At 45.1% G+C, this 19,943-nt stretch carries 16 protein-coding genes, 2 tRNA genes and 2 riboswitches; of the genes, 14 read left to right on the top strand and 4 right to left on the bottom strand.

Annotated features, from left to right (window positions below; genetic code table 11):
• Window positions 1–44 precede the first annotated feature (44 nt).
• The 9 genes from ACU01J_RS20150 (at window position 45) to thiH (ending at window position 8,616) form a co-directional block, all read left to right on the top strand.
• A tRNA-Asp gene (locus ACU01J_RS20150) sits at window positions 45–121 on the top strand.
• A 63-nt stretch (window positions 122–184) separates the two neighbouring features.
• Window positions 185–261 (top strand) — tRNA-Trp (locus tag ACU01J_RS20145).
• A 246-nt stretch (window positions 262–507) separates the two neighbouring features.
• Window positions 508–571, top strand: a riboswitch (Fluoride riboswitch).
• A 90-nt stretch (window positions 572–661) separates the two neighbouring features.
• Window positions 662–2,035 carry a voltage-gated chloride channel family protein gene (locus tag ACU01J_RS20140; protein WP_481087289.1) on the top strand — a complete coding sequence of 458 codons (1,374 nt, stop codon included), beginning with the start codon at window positions 662–664 and terminating at the stop codon, window positions 2,033–2,035.
• A 71-nt stretch (window positions 2,036–2,106) separates the two neighbouring features.
• Window positions 2,107–2,207: riboswitch (TPP riboswitch) on the top strand.
• A 132-nt stretch (window positions 2,208–2,339) separates the two neighbouring features.
• The gene (gene thiC / locus ACU01J_RS20135) at window positions 2,340–4,280 is read left to right on the top strand and encodes a phosphomethylpyrimidine synthase ThiC (RefSeq protein ID WP_481087288.1); all 1,941 of its coding nucleotides are present in this window, start codon (window positions 2,340–2,342) and stop codon (window positions 4,278–4,280) included.
• Window positions 4,280–5,695: a thiamine phosphate synthase gene (locus ACU01J_RS20130; RefSeq protein ID WP_481087287.1), complete on the top strand. Its 1,416-nt coding sequence runs from the start codon at window positions 4,280–4,282 to the stop codon at window positions 5,693–5,695. The genes thiC and ACU01J_RS20130 overlap by 1 nt, the downstream gene beginning before the upstream one ends.
• Window positions 5,682–6,437 (top strand): HesA/MoeB/ThiF family protein, encoded by a 756-nt coding sequence (locus tag ACU01J_RS20125; protein ID WP_481087286.1) that lies wholly within the window; start codon window positions 5,682–5,684, stop codon window positions 6,435–6,437. The genes ACU01J_RS20130 and ACU01J_RS20125 overlap by 14 nt, the downstream gene beginning before the upstream one ends.
• A gap of 45 nt (window positions 6,438–6,482) precedes the next feature.
• A complete protein-coding gene (gene thiS, locus ACU01J_RS20120; protein WP_481087285.1) occupies window positions 6,483–6,719 on the top strand; it encodes a sulfur carrier protein ThiS in 237 nt (78 codons plus the stop codon).
• A 5-nt stretch (window positions 6,720–6,724) separates the two neighbouring features.
• Complete coding sequence (locus tag ACU01J_RS20115) at window positions 6,725–7,492, top strand: thiazole synthase (protein ID WP_481087284.1); 768 nt, start codon at window positions 6,725–6,727, stop codon at window positions 7,490–7,492.
• 11 nt (window positions 7,493–7,503) lie between these two features.
• The gene (thiH, locus tag ACU01J_RS20110) at window positions 7,504–8,616 is read left to right on the top strand and encodes a 2-iminoacetate synthase ThiH (protein WP_481087283.1); all 1,113 of its coding nucleotides are present in this window, start codon (window positions 7,504–7,506) and stop codon (window positions 8,614–8,616) included.
• A 127-nt stretch (window positions 8,617–8,743) separates the two neighbouring features.
• Here thiH and ACU01J_RS20105 read toward each other — a convergent pair whose 3' ends face one another.
• Complete coding sequence (locus ACU01J_RS20105; protein WP_481087282.1) at window positions 8,744–10,534, bottom strand: aminopeptidase P family protein; 1,791 nt, start codon at window positions 10,532–10,534, stop codon at window positions 8,744–8,746.
• A 96-nt stretch (window positions 10,535–10,630) separates the two neighbouring features.
• Window positions 10,631–11,572 (bottom strand): LysR family transcriptional regulator, encoded by a 942-nt coding sequence (locus ACU01J_RS20100; protein WP_481087281.1) that lies wholly within the window; start codon window positions 11,570–11,572, stop codon window positions 10,631–10,633.
• A gap of 105 nt (window positions 11,573–11,677) precedes the next feature.
• Between ACU01J_RS20100 and ACU01J_RS20095 the strand changes: the two genes are divergently transcribed.
• A complete protein-coding gene (locus ACU01J_RS20095; RefSeq protein WP_481087280.1) occupies window positions 11,678–12,871 on the top strand; it encodes a multidrug effflux MFS transporter in 1,194 nt (397 codons plus the stop codon).
• A gap of 84 nt (window positions 12,872–12,955) precedes the next feature.
• On the top strand, window positions 12,956–13,240 hold the full coding sequence (tsrA, locus tag ACU01J_RS20090) for an H-NS-like global regulator TsrA (protein ID WP_004409741.1): 285 nt from the start codon (window positions 12,956–12,958) through the stop codon (window positions 13,238–13,240).
• Between the two features lie 38 nt (window positions 13,241–13,278).
• Here the strand turns inward: tsrA and asnC are convergent, their stop codons facing one another.
• Window positions 13,279–13,743 carry a transcriptional regulator AsnC gene (asnC, locus tag ACU01J_RS20085; RefSeq protein WP_004409740.1) on the bottom strand — a complete coding sequence of 155 codons (465 nt, stop codon included), beginning with the start codon at window positions 13,741–13,743 and terminating at the stop codon, window positions 13,279–13,281.
• A gap of 103 nt (window positions 13,744–13,846) precedes the next feature.
• Here asnC and ACU01J_RS20080 point away from each other — a divergent pair, with 103 nt between their 5' ends.
• The 3 genes from ACU01J_RS20080 (at window position 13,847) to ACU01J_RS20070 (ending at window position 18,482) form a co-directional block, all read left to right on the top strand.
• Window positions 13,847–16,975, top strand: a complete 3,129-nt coding sequence (locus ACU01J_RS20080) for an EAL domain-containing protein (protein ID WP_481087279.1) — start codon at window positions 13,847–13,849, stop codon at window positions 16,973–16,975.
• A 72-nt stretch (window positions 16,976–17,047) separates the two neighbouring features.
• Window positions 17,048–17,827, top strand: a complete 780-nt coding sequence (locus tag ACU01J_RS20075; protein WP_481087278.1) for a class I SAM-dependent methyltransferase — start codon at window positions 17,048–17,050, stop codon at window positions 17,825–17,827.
• A 100-nt stretch (window positions 17,828–17,927) separates the two neighbouring features.
• Complete coding sequence (locus ACU01J_RS20070; protein ID WP_481087277.1) at window positions 17,928–18,482, top strand: hypothetical protein; 555 nt, start codon at window positions 17,928–17,930, stop codon at window positions 18,480–18,482.
• Window positions 18,483–18,516: 34 nt separating this feature from the next.
• On the opposite strand, the gene ACU01J_RS20065 is transcribed toward ACU01J_RS20070, so the two are convergent.
• Complete coding sequence (locus ACU01J_RS20065; protein WP_481084253.1) at window positions 18,517–19,848, bottom strand: IS4 family transposase; 1,332 nt, start codon at window positions 19,846–19,848, stop codon at window positions 18,517–18,519.
• Between the last annotated feature and the right edge of the window lie 95 nt (window positions 19,849–19,943).

The raw sequence follows: 19,943 nt of genomic DNA, 5'->3' as shown, positions 1-19,943 counted from the left end.
ACAAATCTAAAGGCAAAAACTTAGACTTAGAGTCTAACCAGTGCGGAGCGGTAGTTCAGTTGGTTAGAATACCGGCCTGTCACGCCGGGGGTCGCGGGTTCGAGTCCCGTCCGCTCCGCCACTTATTTTGAAGGCCTCGCTTATAGCGAGGTTTTTTCGAATCTACAATTTGAAAAGATTCTACAGGGGTGTAGCTCCAATTGGCAGAGCAGCGGATTCCAAATCCGCGTGTTGGGAGTTCGAATCTCTCCACCCCTGCCATATTTAAGGCTCTAGTCGAAAGACTGGAGCCTTTTTTATTAAGCGTTAATACTTCATTAACACCGACACCGTAGCATATTCCGTGACTGCCAAAAATAGGTGTGTGTTGTTAGCTCGAATCTCTCCCTCTTCTGCCATAGCGATAAATATCTGCTATTGTTCTACATAAGTGACAACTGTAACTTTTAAAAAACTTACACTTGCTTGGTCTGGTTATTGGCGATAACATGAAAATGTTGGTGGTTTTCCATCATGGGTGATGGAATTCCACCTTTAACCGCTCATTTGAGATAATGATTCCTACTGTAGTTGGGGTAGATCTATCTATAGTAGTGCAAGTATTTTTCTTACATCTATTTTGTGTCTATCCATTTTATATCCTTTGTTTAAAGAAGATAATATGGCTCATCCGCTTAGCAAAAATCCACATAACTTTATTCAGTTATTTCGTTGGTCATTGATTGTTGTTCCAGTTGCTTTATTAGTTGGTTCATTTAATGCTTTTTTCCTTTGGTTGTTGAGTGAAGCGACTGACTATCGTATTGAAAATCCTTGGTTAATTTATCTTCTCCCTTTAGCCGGGATAGCGATTGTTTATTGTTATAAAAATCTAGGAAAAAATTCTAGTGGTGGCAATAACCTGATTATGGACGAGATCCACGAAGCAGGCAGCGGTGTTCCCGCTCGAATGGGGCCTTTGGTTTTGTTTACTACTGTCGCTACCCACCTATTTGGTGGCTCAGCGGGTCGCGAAGGCACTGCGGTGCAAATTGGTGGTGCGACATCTGAAGTGCTTTCAAAATGGTTCAAGCTTGATAGTGATGACCGACGAATTATCTTAACCGCTGGGGTTGCAGCAGGTTTTTCCTCGATATTTGGTACTCCTTTAGCTGGGGCTATATTCGCGTTAGAAGTTCTATTCATTGGCAGGATTAAATATAATGCAGTCGTCCCAGCCCTTCTTGCAGCTATTTTAGCTGATGTTGTGGCTAGTGCTTGGGGCGCTCATCACACTCACTATCTAGTTAGTTTTGATCAAGTTAATACACTGTTTGAGCATGCAGTTAGCGTTAATGTTTTGCTGTTGTTTAAAGTAATGTTGGCAGCAATTGCATTCGGTGTTGCTGGCTACTTGTTCGGTGAATTGACCCATGGCTTGAAGGATTTATTTAATACCACGCTTAAAAATCCATATTTGATAGTCGTCGTTGGTGGGGTGATTGTAATTGCCATTACTCAGTTGCTAGGAAATTACGATTACATTGGTATTGGTGTTTATCCAAGTAGAGAAGGTGGGGTAAGCATTACTTCTGCGTTTGAAGTTGGCGGTGCAGAATGGTATAGCTGGATTATGAAACTCTTGCTTACCGCCATTACGCTCGCTGCTGGGTATAAAGGGGGAGAAGTCACACCGTTATTTTTTGTGGGTGCGACGTTGGGCAATTTTATGGCGTGGGCTCTCGGTGCGCCCGTTGAGCTGTTTGCTGCGTTGGGCTTTTTGGCTGTCTTTGCTGCAGCGACCAACACACCTCTTGCATGCACTTTGATGGGGGTCGAGTTATTTGGCGCAGATCATTTGCTGTATTTCGCTTTAGCTTGTTATGTTGCCTATTATTTTAGTGGTCACACAGGTATCTATTCTTCACAAAAAGTGGCTACTGCGAAGCATATAAAAGACTCCAATGATGATAACTTTGAGGTTAATATTGGTTCATTGCGAGAATCAAATCCGTCACTGCTAAAGCGTTTTGTAAATAAGCTTAAACACAAATAGTTTGGTACGAGCCACAGCTGACCAGCTAATTAAGCGTAGATATCTTATTTTTATAGCTCTATACTGACTAACAATACTTGTCGGAGTGCCATACGTGGCTGAGACCGTGAACACGGGATCCGTTGAACCTGATCAGGCTAATACCTGCGAAGGGAACAAGAGTAAACATTGATGGGCTATTCTGTCTATTGATCTTTGTTTAGGTGTTCGTGCCTGCTTCAGGCTTTGCATCTAACATCTCTTGCAACACCTATCCGCCAAGCATTTATCCATATTTTTCTAATAAATGATAAAGGAAAATGCTATGTCGAGTCGCAAACAAGCGAGACTGGAAGCAAAACAGTTTATAGATACACTCTCGGTACAACCGTACCCAAATTCAAGCAAAGTCTACGTAGAGGGTTCACGTCCTGATATTCGTGTGCCAATGCGTGAAATATCACTCGCTGATAGCCTTATTGGAGGCACAAAAGAAGCGCCTATTTTCGAGCCTAATGAGCCAGTTCGCGTTTACGATACCTCAGGTGTATACACAGACCCAAATCACACCATAGACCTTTACAATGGCTTACCTAAGCTGAGAGAAGGGTGGATTGAAGAGCGCGCGGATACTGAACTACTTGATGAAGTAAGCTCGGTATACACCAAAGAGCGCTTAGAAGATGAAACGCTAGACGATCTTCGTTATGGCAATCTACCACGTATTCGACGTGCTAAAGGTGGGCTGTGTGTGACTCAGTTACACTATGCTCGCAAAGGCATTATTACCCCAGAAATGGAATACATCGCCCTACGTGAAAATATGGGGCGTGCTCAATACCGCGATGAAGTGCTGATGCAGCAACATCCGGGCCAAAGCTTCGGAGCGAATCTTCCAAAAGACATTACCGCCGAGTTTGTTCGCAAAGAAGTCGCTGAAGGTCGCGCTATTATCCCTTCTAATATCAACCACCCAGAATCCGAACCAATGATCATTGGACGTAACTTTTTGGTCAAAGTGAACGCCAACATCGGTAACTCATCGGTCACTTCTTCGATTGAAGAAGAAGTAGAGAAGCTAGTATGGGCGACGCGCTGGGGTGGCGACACCGTTATGGACCTCTCTACTGGACGTAATATTCACGAAACTCGCGAGTGGATTCTACGTAACAGTCCGGTTCCGATCGGTACCGTACCAATGTACCAAGCGCTTGAGAAAGTGAATGGTGTTGCGGAAAACCTTAACTGGGAAGTGATGCGCGATACTCTGATCGAGCAAGCAGAGCAGGGCGTTGACTATTTCACTATCCATGCCGGTTTACTACTTCGCTATGTGCCAATGACAGCAAAACGCGTTACTGGCATCGTTTCTCGTGGTGGTTCTATCATTGCGAAATGGTGTTTGGCGCATCATCAAGAAAGCTTCTTATATACCCACTTCCGAGAGATCTGTGAAATCTGTGCTAAGTATGATGTCGCACTGTCTCTGGGTGATGGTCTGCGTCCTGGTTCGGTTGCTGATGCTAACGATGAAGCGCAATTTGCTGAGCTTCGTACCCTTGGTGAATTGACCAAGGTTGCGTGGGAATACGACGTACAGGTGATTATCGAAGGTCCTGGTCATGTTCCAATGCACATGATCAAAGAGAACATGGAAGAGCAGCTAGAGCACTGTCATGAAGCTCCTTTCTACACACTTGGTCCACTGACGACAGATGTCGCTCCTGGTTACGACCATATTACTTCAGGTATTGGCGCTGCCATGATTGGCTGGTATGGCTGTGCAATGCTTTGCTACGTAACGCCTAAAGAGCATCTTGGCTTACCAAACAAAGAAGATGTGAAAGTAGGCATGATCACTTATAAGCTTGCTGCGCACGCCGCTGATTTGGCTAAGGGACACCCAGGTGCACAAGTTCGTGATAATGCGCTCTCTAAAGCTCGCTTTGAGTTCCGCTGGGAAGACCAATTCAACTTGTCACTTGACCCAAATACAGCGCGCGCTTTCCATGACGAAACCTTGCCTCAAGAGTCTGGAAAAGTTGCTCACTTTTGTTCGATGTGCGGACCAAAGTTCTGCTCGATGAAGATTTCGCAAGAGGTTCGAGAATATGCGAAAGACACAGAGCAAGTTGCTGCGGACCAAGCTATCTCAATCAAAATGCTGGATGACCCTATTGAGGGGATGCGTCAGAAATCGCAAGAATTTAGAGATACAGGTTCTGAGCTATACCACCCAGCAGCACATGCCGAGGTAAGTGACTAATGAGCAAAGTCCTTATTCCGTCATCACTGATTGAACTGACAGGTCTAGTTCAAGAATGTCTGTTGTTGGCGAAAGAACAGGGTTTTAGCATTGAAGACATTGAGTTGGGTGTGAGTCCAACTCAATCTATTCAGCTTGTTCGCGACAAACAGACCACACACATAACGACTGATCTTATTGATGGTGATGACTCCTATCGCGAGTGTTCATTTGCGCTCTATTACCACTCTTCTTTATCGGTAGAAGCATGTGCTAAGCAATCGTCGAAAGCGATTTATATTGGCATTGCTGATACGCAGGTATCTGATGAAAAGGAGAAAGTGCTTCAGCTTGATATCTGGCATCATCCAATTAACGATGAAGTGAGAGCGCTTTCCGTTAAGTCCAAATTCAACGCAATGTTCTATCCCGAACATCACCTTGCTTGGATAGTAACGCTGACAGTACTCGATTTTCCTATCGAAGATGCGTTAACACTTGCTCGAGGGATGCTAACTCAACAAGCGAATGTTTCACGTGAAACACTGTTGAATGACAACCTTGACGAGGGAAGATCTACTCAGTGGGCTGACCAATTTGATGATTTCCCCACACCAGTACTGGAGGATAACCGACTGAGTATTCAAGTTGGTTGGTCTGCACAAGGCGAGAGCGTTAGCTTTCCAACTCTAACTAAGCAAAGCCTAGGGCTCTATCCAGTCGTTGATGATGTTGCTTGGATTGAGCGTCTACTGCCACTAGGCATCAATACTATTCAACTGCGAATCAAGAACCCACAACAAGCCGATTTAGAACAACAGATCATTCGAGCAATTGAGTTAGGTCGTCAGTATCAAGCACAAGTGTTCATCAATGACTATTGGCAGTTGGCAATCAAGCACGGCGCTTATGGCGTTCACCTAGGACAAGAAGACATAGAAGAATCGAATTTGGCTCAGCTAACCAAAGCCGGAATTCATCTTGGTCTTTCTACGCATGGTTATTACGAACTACTACGCATCGTACAAATTCATCCTAGCTACATTGCGCTAGGGCATATTTTCCCAACCACCACTAAACAGATGCCATCGAAACCACAAGGTTTGGTGCGCTTGGCATTGTATCAAAAACTGATTGATAGCATTCCTTACCGAAACAAAGAGCTGGCTTTCCGTCCTGCAAAAGACAAAGCAGTTAGTGGCTATGTGCTTGGCTTTCCGACGGTCGCGATTGGTGGCATTGACCAATCTAATGCTGGCCAAGTTTGGCAAGCGGGTGTTTCTAGTTTGGCGGTTGTGCGTGCTATTACGTTGGCAGAATCACCTCAGTCCGTTATCGAGTTTTTTGCACAACTGATGAAGGAAAAACAACTAACGTTTACTGATCAGAATAGTGAATTGGTGGATACCAAGAGAGGCGAGCATGCTCACGGATAAGCAGTTCCTTCGTTATCAACGCCAAGTCGCTCTGCCTGAAATTGCCGAAGTTGGGCAAGAGCGTTTGAGCAAATCGCATGTGCTGATCATCGGTTGTGGTGGATTAGGGAGCGCAGCGAGCTTGTATTTAGCTGGGGCTGGTGTCGGTAAACTTGTGGTTGTTGATGATGATGAAGTTGATAGCAGTAATCTACAACGTCAGATAATTTATCGTGAGCAAGACCTACAAGTTGCGAAAACTGATGCGACTGTAAGACATCTTACTTCACTTAATCGTATGGTTCGAGTACGTGCGATAAATAAACGGTTGGATAAAGCGCAACTGCAACTAGAGGTCATGTTGGCAGATGTGGTTCTCGACTGTAGTGACAACATGCCGACTAGACAGCTTATCAACCAAGTCTGCTTTGAAAGTGTTACACCATTAGTTTCGGCAGCTGCAATTGGCTGGCAAGGGCAATTCGTAGTGTTTGACTATAAAGCGTCATCTAAGAATCAGGCCTGCTATCGCTGTCTTTATCCTTTTGATGAGCTCAAGCAAGCTAACAGTTGTAGTGATAGTGGTGTCATTGGTCCGGTCGTAGGAACTCTTGGCAATTATCAAGCGCTCGCTGCCATTCAAAGACTATCGACAGGTATGTTTCACGTGAAACCATTTCAATTGCATCTATTTGATGGGCTACGAATGCAGTGGCAAACGATGAAAATACAAAAAGATAAGCAATGCCAAGTCTGCGCTTAGAGATAAGTAGCAACCCACTATTGAAGAATATGAGAGTCACAAGCAATGACAACATCGTTACAACAATCAACTACAGGTGTGATAACCATTGTTATTAACGAGCAATTACATCAAGTTGCAACTGATTCGAACTTACAGCAAATCATTAGTCAATTTGAACTTCCTGAAATGGGCTGTGTTTTTGCAATCAACAATAATGTTGTGCCGCGCAGTGAGTGGGCGAGTACAGCACTTTCACAGGGAGATAGTATTTCTCTGTTTCAAGCGATCGCAGGGGGTTAAAGTCGATGCTTAAAATTGGTGATAAACAATTCGAATCAAGACTGTTCACTGGAACAGGGAAGTTTGCCAACAGCCGATTAATGACAGAAGCGATTCAAGTGGCGGGATCTCAACTTGCAACCATGGCGTTGAAGCGTGTGGATGTGAACGACCAACAAGACGATATTTTGCTGCCGTTGGTACAAGCGGGTGTGAACTTGTTGCCGAACACCTCGGGTGCCAAGAATGCTAAAGATGCTGTGTTTGCTGCACAACTGGCGCGAGAAGCGTTGGGTACTAACTGGCTAAAATTGGAGATTCACCCAGACCCGAAGTACTTGCTGCCCGATCCAATTGAGACACTTGCAGCCGCTGAGCAACTGGTTCGTGAAGGCTTCATTGTCCTTCCATATTGTCATGCTGACCCGGTTCTGTGTAAACGATTGGAAGAAATAGGTTGTGCTGCGGTCATGCCGTTGGGTGCGCCAATCGGCTCCAACAAAGGGATAGTTTCTCACGACTTCCTAGAGATCATCATTGACCAAGCTAGCGTTCCTGTGGTTGTGGATGCGGGAATTGGAGCGCCTTCACATGCTGCGCGTGCGATGGAAATGGGTGCAGATGCAGTACTGGTGAATACAGCAATTGCTGCGTCTAGCGATCCGGTAGCGATGGCCAAAGCATTTAAGATGGCGGTAGAGTCTGGACGTATGGCCTATGAAGCTGGTCTTGCTGGTAAGGTGTCTCACGCAGTGGCATCAAGCCCGCTGACTTCCTTTTTGGATGAGCTATAAGTGAGGTATTCATGAGCTTCGTTGAACAATTTAAGCAGCTTAATTGGGATGACATTTCGATGTCGATCTACGCGAAAACGGCACAAGATGTTGAGCGAGCATTGAATAAACCCAAGCGTGATTTAGAGGATTTCAAAGCGCTAGTTTCACCAGCTGCGGAACCTTACTTGGAGAAAATGGCACAGCTGTCATACTCGTTAACTCGCAAGCGTTTTGGAAATACCATGTCGCTTTACATTCCATTGTACCTTTCTAACTTGTGCGCCAATGCTTGTACTTATTGTGGCTTCTCGATGGAGAACAGAATCAAGCGTCGTACTTTGAATAGGGACGAAGTGGCTGCAGAAGTAGAAGCCATTAAACGCATGAAGTTTGATAGCGTATTGCTGGTGACTGGTGAACACGAAACCAAAGTGGGCATGAAATACTTCCGCGAAATGGTGCCGATGATTAAGCAACGCTTTAATTATTTGGCGATGGAAGTGCAGCCGCTAGATCAAGATGAATACGTAGAGCTCAAGACATTGGGTTTGGATGCGGTGATGGTCTATCAAGAAACCTATCATCCTTCGACTTACGCCGAGCACCATTTGCGTGGCAATAAGATGGATTTCGAATACCGATTGGATACACCCGATCGTCTTGCAAAAGCGGGTATTGATAAGATCGGTATCGGTGCTTTGATAGGCTTGGAAGAGTGGCGTACCGACTGTTTTTATGTGGCAGCGCACTTGGACTATCTTGAGCGCACCTATTGGCAGACTCGTTACTCGATTTCTTTCCCGCGTTTGCGTCCTTGCGAGGGTGCGCTCCAACCAAAATCAGTCATGACGGATAAGCAACTTGTTCAGCTGATTTGCGCTTATCGTTTGTTGAATCCAGAAGTGGAGTTGTCATTATCGACTCGTGAGTCACCGAAGTTTAGAGATAACGCATTGCCTTTAGGCATTACCAGTATGTCTGCAGCATCGAAAACTCAGCCGGGTGGTTATGCGATGGATGATGTTGAACTCGAGCAGTTTGAGATCAGTGATGAGCGAAGTGCGGGTTCTGTGGAAGATATGATTCGAGCCAAAGGCTTTGACCCTGTATGGCGAGATTGGCACTCAGCGTATTCTGGTTAATCAGCAAATAAAGCTACTGGTCATCGTTATGTTTCACGTGAAACATAAGTAAAAAAAGAGGGTTGATGCAAAACATCAACCCTCTACTTTTTCTAGCTTCTAGCTTCTAGCTTCTAGCTTCTAGCTTCTAGTTGTGTGCTACAGCTAGTGTTGCTTGGCGAAGCCACTCTTTCACATCACCTTCAACAAGCGGGCTGATCTCTTCCCATACCTTCTGATGGTAATCATTCAGCCAAGCCAGTTCTGGACGAGTTAGCATATCCACATTTATGTTGCGCTTGTCGATTGGGCAGCGCGTTAGCGACTCAAATGATAGAACAGGGAAGTCGCCGTTAGTTGGTGTTTCAACAACAAGCTCTAGGTTCTCGATACGGATACCAAATGCGTCTGCACGGTAATAACCTGGTTCATTCGATAGCACCATACCTTCTGTTAGAGGCACGTCGATTTGCTTCTTCGAAATGCTCGCCGGACCTTCGTGAACACTTAGGAAGTGACCAACACCATGACCGGTACCGTGGTCGTAATCGTAGCCTTCCGCCCATAGGTGCTGACGAGCTAGTGTATCGATTTGGTAACCACGTGTGCCTTTCGGGAAACGTGCACGAGCAACACCGATGTGACCTTTTAGCACGAGAGTGAATTGTTTAATCATCTCTTGTGAAGGCTTACCGATCGCAATAGTTCGGGTGATGTCTGTAGTGCCATCTAGGTACTGACCACCTGAATCCACTAGGTAAAGTGTGTTGAGTTCTAGCTTCCCTGGTTCAGGTTGGTTCTCGTGGTTGTAGTGACACATCGCCGCGTTGCCACCTGCTGCCGAAATGGTATCGAAGCTGAGATCCATAAGAGTAGGGTCTTCGCTACGAAACGCTTCCAGTTTGTCCGCTATTGTCGCTTCGTCATGCAGGTTACCTGCTGCCACCTCTGCATTTAACCAACAAAGGAACTTGCTCATCGCCACACCATCACGCACGTGACATGCTTTCATACCAGCAATCTCAACCGAGTTCTTAGCGGCTTTTGGCATTAAGCATGGGTCTGCTTTACTTACCACAGATGCCCCAGCGTTTTGTAGAACCAACTTAAACCACGCATTGCTTGTTGCAGGGTCAACCAGTACTTTCTTACCGGTTAGTGTTTCTAGTCGTGTTTTCAATGCTTCTGGGTGATGAACCGTTACGCCAGAGCCTACATGAGCGCCAAACTCAGCAGGTAAGCGATCAGGGTCTAAGAAGTACTCAACAGTTGAGTCTGAATGCAGAATCGCGTGAGAAAGCAGAACCGGCAAGCGTGATACATCGAGGCCACGAACGTTGAGCAACCAACAGATAGAATCTAGTGCTGTGATCACTGCGCTATCTGCGCCGGCTTTTTTAACCAGCTCCGCGATTTCTTGGCGTTTACTGTCACTTGATTGGCCAACCGCTTCTGTTGCCATTAGACGTACATCTGAAACCACTGGCGCAGGGCGATCGTGCCACAGTTCATCAATTGGGTTGCTATTTAGAATCTTAAGCTCAAGTGCGCCTGCAAGTTTTGCTTGCGCCATGTCTAGCCACGCGGAGTTATGCATACGCGGATCGATTGCAATAGATGCTCCGTTTTCAAGAGTGTTCTTTATCCAATCTAGAGCAGGTTCTTCAATAAGATGGCGGTACTCGAATAGCTCGGCGGGAACTTGTTTGGTTACTTGTACAGTGTAGCGACCATCAACAAAGATTGCTGCTTTATCTTGCGTGATAACGGCTGCGCCTGCAGAACCAGTAAAGCCCGTTAACCAGTGTAAACGTTCGTTATGGGCTGGTACGTATTCACCTAAATACTCGTCTTCATGGGGAACAAGCAGGGCATCAATATTGTTGTTTGCAAGCCACTCGCGAAGCGCTGCTAGGCGCTGCTCAGTATTAGTTAGCATCTGTGTTAATCCTTCATTATGGTTATGGCGTCCATTACAACGTTATGCCAGTTGGACGATGTCAATAAGCTACTCTTTTTACCGGCGGGCTGCAAACTATCTCAGTGCGGTGGTTTTATCTTTAATAATCTGACGTAACCAAGAAAGTGCCGGATCGTTTTCTCGGTCTCGATGCCAGAATAATGTGTAGGCCATTGGAGGGAATTCCATGGGGAGTGGTAACACGGTCAGGTCGAGTTGCTTGGACGCTAACTTCACAAAGTGGCTTGGCGCAGTGAAGACAAAATCCGTATAAGAGCAAAGACTCGCCGCACTATTAAAATCAGGTACCGTGATGGCAATATCGCGCTCTTTGCCGTAGTCCGCGAGACGATAGTCCAACAACCAACGTTCATTACCATCGCAGCGCACTTGTACATGACGTTGAGCTAGGTAGTTTTCTAAATTCCAATTTTGACTTAGTGCAGGATGGTCTTTCCTAACTAAACACATTTGGTTATCACGGTAGATCTCTTGTTCGCAAATATCACTCGGTGGCAGCATGGTTAACTTGGCATCGTTAATATCGATATCTTTACCTGTAATACCGAGATCAATTTCGCCTCTTTGTATCTGACGAAACGTTTCTTCAGACCATGCGTGGGTGGCGATGGTTACTTGTGGTGCGCGCTTAAATATCTGCGGCAAAAAGTGCGGTAAGATCAATGGGTAGACACTTTCTACAGCGGCAATTTGGTAGCGGTAATCACTTGAGCTAGGTGAAAACTCTTCAGGTTGCGTCAGTTGCTCAAGTTGGTGAATGAGCACCTCAAGCTTAGGTTTGAGGAACAGAGCTTTAGGTGTTGGTTTCAAACCGTGAGCCTGTCGGATAAATAGCGCATCATTAAACTGAGTACGCAGCTTAGCGAGGTTTTTGCTGACCGCCGATTGGCTTAAACAAAGGCGGTGTGCTGCCCGTGTAACATTCAACTCTTCAAGCAGAACACGTAAACAAACCAGCAAATTGAGGTCGAGGCGTGCGAGCTTTTCAATGTTCATTAGAAAGTCCCATTTAGAATAACTTTGATGACTAATCGTCATTGGATGGCATATCTAGTTTAGCTTACTATGTCGTCAAATTCATCTTGTGCAACGGAGTAGTAAGTGCAAACGGCAAACCAACATGTTCCAAAGAAATCGCAACTGGTGTTACTGACACTGTTGGTTCTATTCAGTCCATTAGCGATTGATATCTATCTGCCAGCTTTGCCAATGATCTCATCAACGTTTCACGTGGAACACGCGTTAGCACAAGATACGATTACATGGTTTCTATTTGCTATGGGCGTTGGCCAACTCTTTGCTGGGCCTTTAGCAGATAAACTCGGACGTCGAACTGTTGCATTAGGCGGTGTCAGCATTTATGCAGTGAGCGCTTTATTGGCGTGGAGTGCTCAGAATATTGAATGGATGTTGGTGTCTCGACTGCTACAAGGCTTAGGCGCGTGTGCGACATCGGTAGCAGCCTTTGCAACAGTTCGCGATATCTTTGGCCCACAAAAAAGTGGCAAGATGATCAGCTACCTCAACGGGGCAATCTGTTTTATACCTGCTTTAGCCCCGATTCTTGGTAGCTGGCTGACACAACAATTTGGCTGGCGTTCTAACTTCAGTTTCATGGCTGGTTTTGCGGTCGTGGTGTTGGTGTTCTTATGGACTGGTATGAAAGAGACCAACGTTCAATTGAGTAAAGAGCCGGTTTTCAAACTTAATCGTTACTTAGATGTCGTAAAAGCGCCTTCGTTTTTGTTCCATGCATCGCTATGTATGTTGGCCATGGCGGTCATTCTTGGCTACGTGACTTCTGCGCCTGTAGTGTTGATGGAAAACTTAGGCCTGAGCATGAATGAGTTCACCTTCTGGTTTGGTATTAATGCAGCAATAAACATTGTAGCGTGTATGAGTGCGCCTAAGTTTATGGATAAGTTTGGTACACATTGGGCACTGACGGTCGGAATAGTGACTTTAGCATTAGCCGGTATGGTGATGTTATCGCTAACAACCCAAGCGACGCCACTTGCCTTTATGCTACCAATCTTTATGTCGTCGATTGGCTTTGCATGGATTTTGGGTGCTGCAGCGGGTAAAGCACTGGCACCATTTGGTGATAAAGCGGGCACAGCTGCAGCGCTCTTGGGGCTATTTCAAATGAGCGGTTCTGGGTTAGTGGTTGGTACCGTTCAGCGCTTAGGTATGGAGCCTCAGGTGATGATTGCAACTTTGATGTTGATTGTTACTCCAGCTCTAATGATCTTATGGTCGAAGTTAGGCAAGACGTGGCATCATGCAACGGCTTAAGAAAGCGGAAATGCGCTTTGCTAATTGAATGAAACGCTGTATATTTGAGCTTCTTAAATCGAAATCTGTGGATAAATCACAACGATGTCAATGACAGCATACGAGATGGCTCGTGTTATGGAGCAACTAGACGACGCTCCAGAAAAACTCATGTTTGGTAAGGTTCTTAATGAGCTAGGCAACCAAAGCGCTGAACGTATTCAAAGCGCCGCTAAGCAAGTTCCTCTACCAGTTTTACGTGATATGGTTTATCAGTTTCAACAGGTGATTGAGTCGCGTAAAGACGAGCAAGTCGAATCATTAGCTAAAGAGATCGCTCAACAAGGTATTTCTGTTGAGGATTTAAAGCAGTACTTGGCCTCAAAATAGATTTCAGATCTGATGAAAACTCGCTACGGCGAGTTTTTTTATGGGTTAACGTTACGGTTGATCGGATTTTGCAATGAGATGAGTGTCTCTGTTGATTGAACTTCATCAATGGCTTGCAGCTTATCGATTAGCACGTATTGCAGTTCTTCAATCGAGCGACACATTAACTTGACGAAGATGTTATACGCACCAGTGGTATAATACGCTTCAACCACTTCCTCCAAAGCATTTAACTTTTCCAGCGCAGAGTGGTAATCACGAGCTGCATTAAGGTTAATACCAATAAAGCAACAAACGTCATAGCCAAGCTTCTTTGTGTCGACAATCACTTCAGTGCCTTGGATGATATCAGCAGACTTCATTTTCTCGATCCGGACGTGAATCGTTGCAGGGCTGACTTCGAATTGTTTGGCCATTTCGGCATACGGAGTACGAGCGTCCTCCATTAAGGTCTTAAGAATCGCTTTATCAAGATCATCAAGTTTTACGTTTTGCGTGTGCATAGAACTCCTTACTGCTCACGTTAACACTATGGTATAAGTACAAATAATCATCGTTAGTGATACAATTATACCTATACTCCTCAAATATCGAGACCTAAATTTAGTGCGCTTTTGCCTTCTTTTTTTGTCTGTTATAACCAGCATGTTTGCTGCTGCTGATAATCGAGATGTACTGGTTGTACACTCTTACCACCAAGGTTTTTTTTGGACAGACTCCTTTCAAAAAGGTCTCGATGCGGAATTAAAAGCAACGGGTATTTCTACACGTGTGCTCTACCTTGATACCAAACGCTTGCAGAGCGACGAATACTTTCAACAATTGTACCATCTCTATAAAACTAAGTTTGAGCAAGAAAAGTTTCGTGCAATTGTGGTTAGTGACAACAATGCGCTAGCGCTGATGAATCAACTCTCCCCTGAGCTTGAGAAGACTCCAGTCATTTTTGGTGGAATCAATAACTACACACCTGAAATGCACCAAAATATCAACGCGACAGGGGTGATAGAAGGTATTGACCTGTATAGCAATATCTCGCTTATTGAGCGCCTTCAAGGTGAAGTAGACTCGATATACATCATCAGCGACCATTCCGTCACGGGAGAAGCTATTCGCGAACAGATCGACGCTTTCCTCACCAACAACCCTAAATACCGTGACAAGATTATTTCTGTGGTGCCAGACAGTTACCCTCAATTACTTGACCTTGTTGCAGGGCTAGATCGTAATGACAGTGTTCTATTTTTGGTCTATTACCGTGATAAAGATGGCACGGTAAGAACGGATGCTGAGCAATGGAAAAGGCTCAATCACACATCAAATGCACCGATCTATATGGTTCATGACCTCGGCTTAGGCTATGGCGCTGTTGGTGGAGTTATCCAGAGTGGTGAGATGAACGGTAAGCAAACGGCGCGAATGTTGATGGATGCTATTGAGAATCCCAACAAGCCGTTGCCCAAGGTTAAGTTGGGGATGCCTGAAATTAAGCTCGACTACCAAGCCGTGCTCAAGTGGGGACTAGGTATTGAAGGGGAAGCAACCTCAGTCATTTTTAACAAGCCGCTTAGCTTTTCACAGCGTTATCATAATGAGCTCAAACTTGCGGGCAGTGTAGCGACAGTACTGTCGGTAATCATCCTAGTCTTAATCTATTACCTGACCCGAATTAAACGCAGTGAGCAACTAGCCAAAGAAAGCCAAACCTTGATTGAAATGGTATTTGATCAGAGCTACCACTTTATTGGCTTATTGGATGAGCATGGCACAGTAGTGTCGAGCAATCGTAAGCTGCAAGAATTGCTCTATGATCAAAACTTTGCGGTTGAACGGCCAATCTGGCAGCATCACCATTGGGAAGCGGCTACAGCACAGAAGATTAAGCAGTTCTTTAGCGAAGGAACGACTGATACCAATGCGCGGTTTGAAGCAGAAATTTGGCATGCTGAGCTTGGTTCTATGGTGTTAGAGTTGTCGTTTAAACCGATTCCATCGCTTAACAGCGGCAAACAGTTGCTACTCGAAGCTCGTGATATTACCTCGCGTAAAATTACTGAAGAGAGACTGTTTCAACGCGAAGCGAATCTAAGCCACTACTATGATCAGCAACCGATCATGATGCTGACCCTTGATGATCAGAACCGAATTCAGCAGGTTAACCAATTTGCTGAGCAGTTGCTGGGTTATACCTCGGACCAACTGCTTGGTCATCGATTGCGAGAGTTCTATCTTCACGAGGATGCGATTATCCCTCGACAGGTTCTGCTGCAACCCAAGCAGGAATTGAAAGGAGTGTGGCGTCGAGAGATTGAATATCGCCATAATGATGGCCATACCGTGTGGATTCGAGAAAACATCCGTCCGCTGGTGGAAAGTGGCCACCTGCTCATCGTTGGTGAAGATGTGACGGCGACGAGGCAACTGTCGGATCAGCTGCAATACCAGGCTGAGCATGACTTATTGACCGGTACCTACAGCCGTAACTATTTTGAAACAGAACTGAACAAAGCGTTGGCTGAAGTTGAAAGCTATACGCGAACTCATGCGATGTTATACATCGACCTTGATCAGCTCAAAGTGCTCAATGATACCGCCGGCCATGAAGCTGGCGATGCGGCGATTCAGTTCTGTGCCAGTATGCTCGAAGAGGTATTACCATATAACACCATCTTAGCGCGTTTGGGCGGAGACGAATTTGCGATACTACTGAAAGACTGTACCGAATTGGACGCGAAGAAGTTGGCCTCAACCATTATTAATACCCTCAATGAACATCCATTTATTTGGGGAGATATTCGTCTTAGCCTCAACTGCTCGATTGGTATTCGCTTGATTGACCACACGGCACTGTCACCGCAAATGGTCCATGCCCAGGCTGACACCGCGTGTCACGTTGCCAAAGAAGAAGGGCGTAATCGTTACAGCCTGTACTGTTTGGATGATAAAGAGCTTCGCCGCCGTGAACAGGAGATGGAAAGCATCAACCTTGTTCATGATGCGTTAGCTAATCAACGTATTGAGCTGTTTGCCCAGCAAATTTTGAGTTTGACCGAATCAGAGTCTGGAATGCATTTTGAAATTCTGATTCGAATTAAGAATGCCCAAGGTGAGTACATCTCTCCGGGGATTTTTATGCCCGCATCAGAGCGCTATAACATCGCCCATTTGTTGGATAAGCAGGTTGTTACCCAGACCTTAGATTGGTTAGCAGCCAATGATCAAGCTTTGGAGCAACTGAGCTTATGCTCGATTAACTTATCAGGCCACTCCATGGGCAACAAAGAGTTTATCGAATTCTTATTAAACAAGCTTGAAACCAGCTCTGTACCGTGTGAGAAAATCTGCTTAGAAATCACCGAAACTGCTGCGATGAGCAATATGAATCAAGCGATAGAGTTCTTTACCCAGCTAAAAGAGTTGGGTTGTCGTATCGCATTAGATGACTTTGGTTCGGGGCTTTCTTCGTTTGGCTACCTGAAAAAGTTACCGGTAGACATCGTAAAAATTGATGGCTTGTTCGTGCGCGATATTGATGTCAACGAAATGGACCATTTGATGGTACGCTCGATCAACGATTTAGCGCGTCAAATGGGCAAGAAAACCGTGGCAGAATTCGTTGAGAATACCCGCATTATTGAGCAGTTAATGGAGCTTCAGGTCGATTACGCGCAAGGTTATATCATCGGCAAACCTAAACCACTGGCGGAGCTAGTTGAAGAGCTGATGGATAAATAGAAATTTTAGTACCGTCATCGAAAATCCAGTACACTGCGTACCCTATATCGTTACTAGGCTTTGGAGCACTCCGTGCAACTACAACTTCATTGTGAAGACTCAACCCAATTAGATCGTTTTCAACAGCTAACAGAGCGCTGGGGGTTAACCCATAGCGAAGATAGCTTGTTCGCGTTGGTATTGACCGAACAGCAATTGGAGTTACGTAAGCTGGATGAGCCAAAGCTAGGCGCTATCTTTGTCGATCTTGTCAGTGGTGCTGTCGCGCATCGTCGTAAGTTTGGTGGTGGTAAAGGTCAAGCGATCGCCAAAGCGGCAGGACTAAATAAAGGCACTACACCGACAGTTCTTGATGGAACGGCTGGGCTAGGGCGTGATGCGTTTGTATTGGCTTCTTTAGGCTGTAAAGTGCAAATGGTAGAGCGACATCCAGTCGTTGCGGCGTTATTAGATGATGGCTTAGAGCGCGCAAAGCAGGATGCAGAAATTGGTCAGTGGGTCAGTGAGCGTATGTCTTTGATTCACGCATCAAGCCTCAATGCATTGAGTGATCTTGCGAGTGACGCTGACTTTGTTAAGCCTGATGTGGTCTACCTAGATCCTATGTATCCGCACCCAGAAAGCAAAAAGAAGAGCGCTTTGGTCAAAAAAGAGATGCGCGTATTTCAGTCATTAGTTGGTGCTGATTTGGATGCCGATGGGCTATTAGAACCAGCATTAGCCCTTGCCACTAAGCGTGTTGTCGTTAAGCGCCCAGACTATGCAAATTGGTTAAATGAGCGTAAACCATCGATGGCGATAGAGACCAAAAAGAATCGATTTGATGTTTATGTCAACGCATCAATGACTTAGCGCACACCGTATCTGTTAGCCAATTTTAAAGCTTGCCTATTAGTTAATTAGCGAGTATATCTTACTAAGAACTATTCGTATTATTAGCTGGAGTGGTAGAGTGGCTAAACGACTTTGTAAGATGAATCGCAAGCAAATTGCGGAAAGCTTAGGTGATATCCATCGCTTGGTTGTTGAACCTAAGTATGTCTGCCGATCATGTGCTCGTTCATCTGCGGAAAGCGCATCACTTTGTAAGCCCGCAGCTATTCCTCTTCAGCATTGTCAGAATAAACCGCTCCAAGAGCAACAAAGTTGTGCTTTGTTGGTGGAAGCATTTCCTTCTCGTTCAGAGGAAAAAGCTCAAGCTGTGCGCCGCGTTGTGGAAAAAGTGAAACAGAAAGCCCAACTGCAAAAAGTCATCTCTACTGATAAACCTGCTGACGATATCGCGTTCAGTATGGTGGACTTGGCTGATGAGAAGGCGGTAAAGAAAGCCAAGAAAGCGTTGAAGAAGCAATTTAAGCAGCAAAAGAAATTGCTTAAATTGGCTAAAAAGCAGAGCAAGTTATTAAAACGACAAAAGAGGCTTGAAGCCGGTATTGAGTACTCAAAAGAGTTAACGTCGCTAATGCCTGAGTCAAGGTCAGCGCAGAATCAATCAAACATTCACTAGATATAAAAAAGCTCTCCACTTGGAGTAATGCCAGTCAGTTAAGCTGACTGGCATTTTTTCTATTTGTTGCGTACTTCTTGGGTTTCAACTTCACCCATCGAGGATAACTTCTATCTTCTCTTCGAGGCGGTAAGATAAACATGGATACATGCTCTAGTAATACCTCATAGTGTTTAGGGAGCTTTCCTGGGCTTGTTAAAGGCAACGCTGCAAAGTATTGCGTCACAGCCATAGCGCTACTCGTAAAGCTCAGTTGATTTGGCCAGACGCTATCTAACCTACTTGCCGCTTTTGTCATAACCTGCCTGATAAGGTTATAGGCGAGTAAAATACCCCAGAGCTCCTGCTTAACCATATCTGGACGCTTGCTTCGCAATGTATACTCACTGTCAAGTAAGGTCTGCTTCATTTCCCGATAGCCTAATTCGATTTCCCAGCGATAACGATAGAGCTCTACGATTTCTTCGCCAGGAAAACGTAACCCATCACGCATTGATGTAAGCACCTGATACTCCTTACCTTTAATGATTTTTGAGACTAACCTTGCTTCAACTACATCAGGAAGTTCACTAAACTTCTTTCTTGCCTGAGGTGTTGTTTTAATCGCAACGATTGCATCACTCTTGCTGTACCTATGAACGACTTCATACTGGAAGTCTTTTCTCACAGGGAGCATCCAATGCCTCTCTTGGCCGACTTTGTTCCATCGGTTAAGCAGTCCCAGAGAGTAATATCCTTTGTCAAAAATAGTCAGAGAATGGTCTGGCGTTTGTTCTATGAGTTCTTCTGCAAGCCGCATTTCGTTGGTTCGATAGTCAGAGAATGCACTATCGATGAGCTGATGACTTGTAAGCTCCATCAAGCAAACCATGCGTATCTTAGGGTAAATATTTTCAGATGACTGATTACGCTGTGCTTTAAACTCTTGATGATTTTCAGGTGTATCTGCCGTTCTCCAAACGACACCATCGACAGATAGAAGATTGAGTCCACACCAAGTTTCAAACTTAGAAGATTGATAACTCTGAGCCGCCATCGTCTTAAAGACTTGTTTAACACCTTCTTCGCCTAATCTCTGCCTCGCTTGGACAACAGCACTTGGCGCAACAAAGCGCTGTTTGTCTGGTAGGACAATATCAAGTTGGTTAGCGATATCCCAAACAGATTGTTGCCGAAAAAGACTCATTCCTACAACGGACCAAAGTACTGCTTCCAAGGGTAAGCGTCTTCTTCTCACTGTTGCTACACCAGCTTTTTCAAAACCTTGCTGGATAAGCTCTGGACTAAGGATCTCAGAGTATTTGTCAAAGTGATGGAAGGTATTGCATGAGCGAAAAGTATTCGCAAGTTGGCTTTCTAAAGACATGAAAAATCCGATATTAGTTTCCTAATATCGGATTTTGAAGCCTTTTGAGGATCGGTCAAATGATCTCAAAAATTTTTCTTAACTGATCGGCATTA

This window comes from Vibrio sp. 2433-A1, assembly GCF_056726085.1.
Note: the sequence above shows the minus strand (reverse complement) of the source record. Positions and strands in the feature narration are given on the sequence as shown.